The organism is Massilia sp. CT11-108 (assembly GCF_047302915.1).
In the GTDB taxonomy this organism is placed as follows: Bacteria; Pseudomonadota; Gammaproteobacteria; order Burkholderiales; family Burkholderiaceae_D; genus Telluria; species Telluria orientalis.
The window spans coordinates 1-8,784 of sequence record NZ_JBKYMO010000237.1; the positions used below are offsets into that span (position 1 = coordinate 1).

Sequence of the window (8,784 nt, forward strand, 5' to 3'; positions counted from 1 at the left end):
CGAGCAGCCACTGCGCTTCCGGAAAGCCGGCACGGGCCGCGTCTTCCAGCGCGCGCAAGGCCTTGGCGCGCTGGGCCGGCGTGCACTGGCCCTCGTTCAGCGCGCCCAGCACCAGTTGGGCATAGACGAGCCCGGCGCGCACGAGCCCGCCGTCGTAGGCCAGTTCATACCAGCCGGTGACGGGTTGCGGATTGTCACGCGCAAGATCGACCGGAATATGGTTCCCGATCAATTGCCATGCTTCAGCGCAACCCTGCTGTGCGGCGCGGTCGAGCCAGTGGAGGGCCGTGGGCAGGCTCTTCGGCAGCCCGGCACTGCCGAACAGGTAGAGCCGGCCCAGGGCCAGTTGCGAGTCGACGCGCCCGGCACGTGCGCCGCGGATGACCGCCAGTTCTTCACGGTTTGCCATCGTTCTTTTCTGGATGTTAGAGACGTCTACGAAATATCGCAGTCCAATTTCGCAAGCACAATGCACGAAGATACGTGAAGATCGCTTGCGTTGCGCTACTGATGAGCTCATGTGTCGCGCACTGCGGTAACAATGGACGTCGGATGGGCCAGAGTCTAAAGCCGCGGCGATGCGATTCGGCTACGATTCCAATGGCCTTTGAGCCCGCACAAACCCTGCCGTGGCACGGGGAGAGAATGATGATGTTTTGAAACTTAAACGAGCCTTAAGGTGTGCCCGGTTTCCCGAGGCGGCCGTTTCAAAAATACAACAGCACGATTGGATTTATTGGCTTTCGACCAAGTACAGCGGTCATAATTGACAAATCAGACAATCTTGACGCATTAAGCATTTAAGGTTCACACATCCGAGTGTTCAGCAACTAATAAAAATCTCAATGCTCTCTGGATTCCTTCGATTCACTTTTTAGGATAAAAATTAAGATGAAAAAAACCCTCGTGGCAGCCGCTCTGCTGGGCGCATTCGCCGGTGTGGCACAAGCTCAAACCGCTGTTCAAATCTACGGTAACATCGACGTCGGCATGGTCAAGCGCACCGACCAGACCCTGGCCATCGGCAAGCGTGCTTCGAACACCCTGGGCTTCAAAGGCACCGAAGATCTGGGCAACGGCCTGAAGGCACTGTTCCAGGTTGAAATGCGTTACGAGCCGGACACCGGCACCAACGAAAACAACGGCCGTCCGCTGTTCCAGGGCCAGACCCGCGTCGGTCTGCAGGGTGACTTCGGTATGGTCCGTCTGGGCCGTGGCCTGACCCCGTTCCAGGAAATCGTCGGTTCGTTCGAACCGTGGCACGGTCTGCCGACCCAGGCCGGCTTCTACACCGACATCTCGGTCGCCGGCTTCAACTCGGCTCCGCTGGACGTCGGCGGCAGCGGCCCGAACAACAACCGTGTCTCGAACGCGATCTTCTATAACTCGCCGGTCGCCAATGGCTTCCAGGTGAACGCTTCGTGGGCATCGAAAGAAGCCACCGGCGGCGGCGTGACCGGTATCGGCGCTGGCGCTGCCACCTACGCCGCGGGCGCACAGGCTTCGGCCAACCCGTTCTCGATCGCTGGTACCTACAACAACGGTCCGGCAGCAGCGATGCTGGCTTACGAGCGCAACGCCGTCGAATCGAAGGTCTGGTCGGTCGCAGGTTCGTTCTCGGTGACCCCGGAACTGAAACTGATGGGTACCTACTCGCACCAGAACATGGAGCACACCAACACCCAGCGTCCGACCATCAAGGGTGCTGAAATCGGTGCAACCTACGCTGTCGGCCCGGGCAAGCTGCTGGCTGGCTTCGGTCTGAAGAAGCAGGAAGAAAACGTCCGCCTGCACGACCTGATCACCCGTCAGTACTCGCTGGGCTACGAGTACAGCCTGTCGAAGCGTACGTACCTGTACGTCGATGCATCGCGCAAGACCAACGTCTTCAACCAGGCGACCGGCGCAGCTTCGGCTACCCCGACCGTCAACCACTACGACATCGGCCTGAACCACTCGTTCTAAGCTGACGCCGCGGGGGCAACCCGATACGTTGCTCTAAAAAGGGCGGACCAAGGTAACTTGGTCCGCCCTTTTTTATTTAGCTTTGATGCGGGCAATGCTGGGTTTTCATAAACTATGTTGGATTCGCTCGCGAACGACTACCAAATAAGGTACCGTTGCTCTTAAGCTTATCGCTCACCTTTTTTGGCGTAAGTATTAGTTGCACATGCGTTGGTGCGAACCTTCCTTACGAATCATGCTCTTCGTTTATTACACTCGAAATACGTTATTATTTTTGATCCATGGGCTACGTTCTTTCACATTACAAAAGCTTTAAGCGGCCTTTTCGTTCTCAATTAAGAAAAGGCCGGTTCCAAATATATATTTGGCGTCAAGCGCGGGCACTCTACTCGCAAAATGATTAAGGAGCATAATAAAGAGTGAAGCCATATAGCGTAGCACCGAGTTCATCACCTGATTTTTTAGCAATTAAGAAATGCATTCTTGATGACGCCAATCGAAAAGATTACTCTCGCCTTTCTCATTAAAAATACGAGACCAATCAAAAATATTAAGAATCGATGTTTTTATTGGACGTTTCTCATCCCAAAAAATGAGTGAGGAAAGCAATGACAATCCTTCATTCGACTGAATTCTCATGAGAGCCTCTTTGGCCTGAGCTTCAGTATCGAATGATATGTAATAAACCGTATCGTCGAAAACTACAGGTCGCCCTTCAATGGGACCAATAACTCTAAAACTTAAAGATTTGTATAAGGCACAAATCGCAACTTTCCACGGCCGAAAAGTATAGTCGCCAACACCGAAAACAGAAAATCTAGGATTTTTTGCATATATAGAACTACCGCGCGCATCCAAGGCAGCTCCATGGCGCTGTAAATACTCCCACGTTTTTGGTGCGACGGCACGAATATTAGATGTGTCCTCGCCAACTTTACGTTGAGTAACTAGGGCGTATTTATTCCGCCAGCCTTTATCACTACCAACATCCGATCCTTTTAATAAAGGAAATAAGTAATCAGACTCGACTTCCACCGTCTCGCCCAATCCGTTGATTAAGCTCGCTCCTGTCATAGTAAATTCCATGATAGAAGACGCATCATGCTTCACTCCCGAACGCCATTTTTGTGGGCTTTCGCCAATCAAATAGGAATATTTCTCGAACAAATCAATATCACCAATAGTTAGACCAAATCGATGTCCTACACGGCGTCCATACCCATCTTCAAGCCCCGAATATACGGTATAGTCGTAAGAAGACTCGCTTTCAACGTTCGATATTTGAATAACGAGAAGACAAGCATCTACTGCTGCATTAAAATGTTTCTTCGCATCGATCTTAATAAGAAAGGAATTTTTTACAAAATCCTTTTGCTTCTCTGCATGTGCGAGGACTTTGCGAGCAACTGCAGTCTTAACAAGCATAGCAATATCGCCATTCTGCCCCTTAAACCACCGAAGCACCTCTAATAGCATCCATTCAGATATATCGAAGTTTGCCTTGCCGCTTATAGCATCGAATCCGTTATGCCCTTGGAAATTAGATTTTTCTGGGAGGTTTGATCCACCAATAGCGCCAATACCGGAACTTGTGACCCATGGAAAGTTTCCTATGACGAGCTTCCGACCGCTAAGCCCAGCTATTTTCGCTTTCCAGTCGGTGGCAAAAAAATCAGCGCACTGCAATGTAATGCGTTCCGCGCCAACTACGTTTTGCAGTTTTTGCTTGAGTACATTCAAGTACGATTCGTTTATTTCGAACCCATGTATTGACTGCGCCTCACCAAAAACTTCTGATGCTGCACAAACAAAAGCCCCAACGCCGCAAGTGGGTTCGATAATGACATCAGGCCTAATACCTATATCAAATAATTTTTGACATACATTCAAAGCAAGGTTACCAGGGGTTTGAAAATCCCCGAACTCAATTTTACGTTTACGTTCAGACACCATTTAGACCCTGAAAATAGAAAAAATGCCACTAATCTGTCCTGCACTAGCAATTACGCGCTTATACTGGAGACGCCATTGTAGTGCCGGCGATATTGTCAAATAACCAACTTCCGGGATATTACGCATGACTTCGCCTGCCAAGATGCTTAACTCCATTACATCAGCGGTTAGATTTCTATCACTCATAAACGCCATAATGTCGTCTTGATTCCCGTGTTTCGACAATATATCTCGAATACCATAAGTCAGTTGAAAGTCTGCCGTTCTATTTTTATCAACAAAAACCGTATCAGTAATTCTTAAGGTCGCAGTACGTGTCTTAGGATCATCCTGTTTATCATATACGAAAACGATTAGCGAATACCCTAACCCATATACTTTCTGCCGAATTGATCTAAATGGACAAGATGACTGCGGCTGCCGAATACTTGTAACCTTCATATCGACGTTTAAGTCTGGGAAATCGAGACCGCTTGCTGCATTTCCTTGTTCAAAAATATATCCACGATCAACTAAATATTCGCGGAACTTGAGCTCAAGATATGTCCCAACAGCTTTTCCATCTGTAATACCAAAAAGTGAAGGCTCTGGATGCTCACTTTCCATACGAGAAAAGATCTCGGCCTCTTCGCAAAGCAAATTTATTGTTAATCTGGTCATAATTGTTTTCTACATTATGTCGCGAATTGTTACGCAGTTCGCTCACAAAGTGTATATTTTCCCCAAAAAATTTTTCCGAACTACAGTCTAACATTGCAGCACTGCATCTTTGCAGTTATTTGCAAAAATACAAGTTAGACAGAAAGAAACTTAGGTGGCTAAATGATGCGACGATGGCACAGTGCAGACAGGAAATCTGCGCCGACCCATTGCCGTCGGTTAAAATGAACTGTCTACCCATCTCGCAAGCCGCACATGACCGCCGCAACACTGGATTCCGCCGCCATCGCCCAATACCTGCTCGACCATCCGCAGTTCTTCGTGGAGCACGCCGCTTTGCTGGGCGAAGTAAAACTGTCGAGCCCACTTACGGGCCGCGCGGTGTCGCTGCAGGAACGCCAGATGGAAGTCATGCGCGACAAGTACCGCACCCTGGAACTACGCATGTCCGAGCTGGTGCGCCACGCCGAGGAAAACGCGGCCATCGCCAACCGGTTCCATGGCTGGACCCAGCAATTGCTGCGCACCCGCGTGCCGGGCGAGATCCCGACCGCCGTCGCCGACGGCCTCGTCAAGCATTTCATCGTGCCGCACGCCACGCTACGCCTGTGGAAACTGGCGCCCGAGCACGCCGACACGTGGTACACGAACGGCGTCTCCGAGGACGTGCGCCTGTTCGCCAGCAGCCTGCGCGCCCCGTACTGCGGTCCGAACAAGGACTTCGAGGCGGTGAGCTGGCTGGCAGGCGCCGAGCAGGACGGCGCGGACGCCGTGCGCTCGACCGTCCTGCTGCCGCTGCGCGCGAACGGCAGCGCCTTCGGCCTGCTCGTGCTCGGCTCGCCCGATCCGGAACGCTTCAGCGCCACGATGGCGACGGATTTCCTCGTCCACATCGGCGAGACGGCCAGTACCGCACTCGTCCCTCTGCTCGGCTGACATGGACACGCCGGCCGCCGACGACTGGACCGGCCGCTACCTGGCGGAGCTGAAAACGCAGCGCCAGCTGTCCGACCACACGATCGCCGCCTACCGCCGCGACCTGGCCGAACTGGCCCGGCTCACCGGCCAGGCCGACTGGGCGGCGTTGACCCATTTCGACATCCGCCGCGTCACGGCGAAACTGCATGCCGAGGGGCAGAGCGCCGCCTCGATCGCGCGCAAGCTGTCCGGCTGGCGCGGCTTCTTCGACTGGCTGTCGCGCCACGTTGCGCTGGCCGCCAACCCGGCCGACGGCGTGCGCGCGCCGCGCCGTCCCAAGCGCCTGCCCAAGGCACTGGCCGTCGACGATGCGGTCCAGCTCATGGAAAAAACGACGTCCGGCCATCCGGAACCCGCGGAGCTGTGCGACCGCGCCATGTTCGAACTGCTCTACTCGAGCGGCCTGCGCGTATCCGAGCTGGCCGGGCTCGACGTCCACCACGTCCCCGCCCGCGATGGCCAGCCGGCCTCGCTCGGCTGGCTGGAACTGGAGGCGCAGGAAGTGGTCGTCACCGGCAAGGGCAACAAGATGCGCCGGGTGCCCGTCGGCGGTCCGGCGCGCGCGGCACTGGAAGCGTGGCTGGCCGTGCGTCCGCCGGCGCGCGACGGCAGCCTCGCCCTGTTCCTGTCGGCGCGCGACACGCGCATCAGCCCCCGCGTCGTGCAATATCGCCTGAAAGCCCATGCGCAAAAGGCCGGCATGCCGGTCCACGTGCACCCGCACGTGCTGCGCCACTCGTTCGCGTCGCACGTGCTGCAATCCTCGGGCGACCTGCGCGCCGTGCAGGAACTGCTGGGCCACGCCAGCATCACCTCGACCCAGATCTATACGTCGCTCGACTTCCAGCACCTCGCCGCCGTCTACGACCGAGCCCATCCGCGCGCAAAGCGTAAGTAAGTGCTCCAGCGCAGGCAGGCACGGCATGCCGGGTGGTGACGATTCGTAAATTCCGGCATAATCTTCCGATTCCCTGCGGCCGGAACGGCGCACACCATTGGACAGCGACATATGGAATTGATCCCAAGCACTATCCTGACCGGCTTCCTCGGCGCCGGCAAAACCACGTTGCTCAACCGCATCCTGCAGGAAGAGCACGGCCTGCGCATCGCCGTCATCGAAAACGAGTTTGGCCAGGAAAACATCGACAACGAGATCCTCGTGCAGGACCCGAGCGAGCAGATCGTCGAAATGAACAACGGCTGCATCTGCTGCACCGTGCGTGGCGACCTGATCGTCGCCCTGACGAACCTGGCACGCAAGCGCGAAGCGGGCGAAATCAGCTTCGACCGCGTCGTCATCGAGACCACCGGCCTCGCCAATCCCGGCCCCGTGGCCCAGACGTTCTTCGTCGACGAGGAAGTCGGCGCGCACTACCTGCTCGACGCCGTCGTCACCGTCGTGGATGCCCGCCACGCCATGGACCAGCTGGACCGCCACGAGGAAGCCCAGCGCCAGGTCGGTTTCGCCGACAAGATCCTGCTGTCCAAGACGGACCTCGTGGACGCCGCCGCCGTCGAGGAACTGAAGGCGCGCATCCGCCGCATCAACCCGCGTGCACCGATCAGCACGTCGGACTTCGGCCGCGCCCCGATCAGCGACGTGCTCGACCTGCGCGGCTTCAACCTGAACGACAAGCTGGAGCTGGATCCCGCCTTCCTCACGACGGAAGAGGCGCACGACCATGGTCACGACCACGATCATGACCACGTCCACACGGAAGCGTGCGACCACAGCCACGACCACCATCATGGCCACCACAGCGACGACATCGCCGCGTTCGTCTTCAAGAGCGACCGTGCTTTCGACCCCGAACGTCTGGATCAATTCCTCGGCAGCATGGTCCAAGTATTCGGTCCAAACATGCTGCGCTACAAGGGCGTGCTGTCGATGGCGGGCGCGGATCGCAAGGTCGTCTTCCAAGGCGTGCATCAAATCATGGGCAGCGACCTCGGTGCAAAGTGGGCGGATGGCGAATCGCGCGGCAGCAAGATGGTGTTTATTGGTAAAAATTTACCGAAAGATGTCTTTATTCGCGGATTGGAACAGTGTTTGGTATAAACTACCCCGGTTCTATGGTGCTCTCATGCACCCTGTGGTTGAACGACTGAACAACGGTCACGGCAGCTCGCCCGGCGCACACACCGAAGCAATGGTAACCGCTGAGTTAGCTGATAAAATGGAAACTCTGTCGTATCAAAGGTAAGTGAAGTCATGACTAAAACAACGAAACCGAATACCGTTGCGCAGCCCGAAGAACGCCTCCTGACGGAAGAAGAAATTCGGGCCATGAGCGACGACGACTACATGAACCCGGCCCAGCTGGCGTTCTTCAAGAACCGCCTGCAGGAACTCGAAAAGGAACTGCTGAAAAACGCAGGCGAAACGACGGAACACCTGCGCGAAACGGTACTCGTTCCCGATCCGGCCGACCGCGCCACCATCGAGGAAGAGCACGCGCTCGAGCTGCGTACCCGCGACCGCGAGCGCAAGCTGCTCAAGAAGGTCCAGCAATCGCTGGCCTCGATCGAGTCCGGCGAATACGGCTGGTGCGAAGAGACCGGCGAACCGATCGGCATCCCCCGCCTGATCGCCCGTCCGACCGCGACCTTGTCGCTGGAAGCCCAGCAGCGCCGCGAGCTGAAGCAAAAGCTGTACGGTGACTGATCGCCGTACGCGCCGATGAAAAAGCATGCGCCCGTCGCATGCTTTTTTGTTTTTGGGGCCGGATTGGCCTAGGGTTCGTGCGCACGAATTATTTCCCATCGGATACACTTATCGGATTGCCGGCAAGTTGACGCAGCTCAGGCGTGCGCACCGCACCGTCCGCGCCGCCATGCTAATGTCTCGACCGGCAAACGGGCAGACAAGGACGGCATGGGACTCTTCGATTTCCTGAAGAAAAAAGGCGACGCACCGCTGGCGGGTGCGGACGCCCGCCCGCGCCCTGAGGATCCGCTGACCGCCGGCCCCGTCACGCGGCTTTCCCTCGATACCGAGGCGGAACGCGAGCGCCAGCGTGAAATCGCGCGCGCCACCGCGGCCAAGATCGACGCGATCGAACTGGAGATGGCCTCCGCCATCTTCGACGACGACGCCTGGGCCGGCACGACGCGCACGGCCACGAACAACGGCCAGACCGTCACGGTGCCGAACGGCTAGCGGACGCACGAGCACCACAACCCGAACACCAATAAAGGCCTGATGGGCAACCTGCAATAACGACCGAG

8 protein-coding genes and 1 pseudogene are annotated in these 8,784 nt (G+C 56.1%); 6 read left to right on the forward strand and 3 right to left on the reverse strand.

Annotated elements, in window-relative coordinates:
* A pseudogene (locus tag ACEN88_RS18430) lies at positions 1-409 on the reverse strand (hypothetical protein); the annotation flags it as partial.
* Positions 410-891: 482 nt separating this feature from the next.
* On the opposite strand from ACEN88_RS18430, the gene ACEN88_RS18435 reads away from it, so the two are divergent.
* Positions 892-1,965 (forward strand): porin, encoded by a 1,074-nt coding sequence (locus tag ACEN88_RS18435; RefSeq protein WP_413341848.1) that lies wholly within the window; start codon positions 892-894, stop codon positions 1,963-1,965.
* 468 nt (positions 1,966-2,433) lie between these two features.
* Here the strand turns inward: ACEN88_RS18435 and ACEN88_RS18440 are convergent, their stop codons facing one another.
* Complete coding sequence (locus ACEN88_RS18440; protein WP_413341850.1) at positions 2,434-3,915, reverse strand: hypothetical protein; 1,482 nt, start codon at positions 3,913-3,915, stop codon at positions 2,434-2,436.
* A gap of 3 nt (positions 3,916-3,918) precedes the next feature.
* A complete protein-coding gene (locus ACEN88_RS18445; protein ID WP_413341852.1) occupies positions 3,919-4,578 on the reverse strand; it encodes a hypothetical protein in 660 nt (219 codons plus the stop codon).
* A 255-nt stretch (positions 4,579-4,833) separates the two neighbouring features.
* Here ACEN88_RS18445 and ACEN88_RS18450 point away from each other — a divergent pair, with 255 nt between their 5' ends.
* The 5 genes from ACEN88_RS18450 to ACEN88_RS18470 all read left to right on the forward strand — a co-directional run bounded on the left by ACEN88_RS18450 (position 4,834) and on the right by ACEN88_RS18470 (position 8,716).
* Positions 4,834-5,514, forward strand: a complete 681-nt coding sequence (locus tag ACEN88_RS18450) for a DUF484 family protein (RefSeq protein WP_413341853.1) — start codon at positions 4,834-4,836, stop codon at positions 5,512-5,514.
* Between the two features lies 1 nt (position 5,515).
* Positions 5,516-6,454: a tyrosine recombinase XerC gene (gene xerC, locus ACEN88_RS18455; RefSeq protein WP_413341855.1), complete on the forward strand. Its 939-nt coding sequence runs from the start codon at positions 5,516-5,518 to the stop codon at positions 6,452-6,454.
* A 111-nt stretch (positions 6,455-6,565) separates the two neighbouring features.
* Entirely contained in the window at positions 6,566-7,615 is a 1,050-nt protein-coding gene (locus tag ACEN88_RS18460) for a CobW family GTP-binding protein (protein ID WP_371764256.1), read from the forward strand.
* Positions 7,616-7,768: 153 nt separating this feature from the next.
* Positions 7,769-8,221: an RNA polymerase-binding protein DksA gene (gene dksA, locus ACEN88_RS18465; RefSeq protein ID WP_056134490.1), complete on the forward strand. Its 453-nt coding sequence runs from the start codon at positions 7,769-7,771 to the stop codon at positions 8,219-8,221.
* A gap of 210 nt (positions 8,222-8,431) precedes the next feature.
* On the forward strand, positions 8,432-8,716 hold the full coding sequence (locus ACEN88_RS18470) for a hypothetical protein (RefSeq protein WP_413341857.1): 285 nt from the start codon (positions 8,432-8,434) through the stop codon (positions 8,714-8,716).
* The last annotated feature ends 68 nt before the right edge of the window (positions 8,717-8,784 follow it).

What these genes read in the sequence shown, in the direction of transcription:
- ACEN88_RS18435 (WP_413341848.1), top strand. Translation starts at nt 892, where the DNA reads ATGAAAAAAACCCTCGTGGCAGCCGCTCTGCTGGGCGCATTCGCCGGT.
- ACEN88_RS18445 (WP_413341852.1), bottom strand. Translation starts at nt 4,578, where the DNA reads ATGACCAGATTAACAATAAATTTGCTTTGCGAAGAGGCCGAGATCTTT.
- ACEN88_RS18450 (WP_413341853.1), top strand. Translation starts at nt 4,834, where the DNA reads ATGACCGCCGCAACACTGGATTCCGCCGCCATCGCCCAATACCTGCTC.
- xerC (WP_413341855.1), top strand. Translation starts at nt 5,516, where the DNA reads ATGGACACGCCGGCCGCCGACGACTGGACCGGCCGCTACCTGGCGGAG.
- ACEN88_RS18460 (WP_371764256.1), top strand. Translation starts at nt 6,566, where the DNA reads ATGGAATTGATCCCAAGCACTATCCTGACCGGCTTCCTCGGCGCCGGC.
- dksA (WP_056134490.1), top strand. Translation starts at nt 7,769, where the DNA reads ATGACTAAAACAACGAAACCGAATACCGTTGCGCAGCCCGAAGAACGC.
- ACEN88_RS18470 (WP_413341857.1), top strand. Translation starts at nt 8,432, where the DNA reads ATGGGACTCTTCGATTTCCTGAAGAAAAAAGGCGACGCACCGCTGGCG.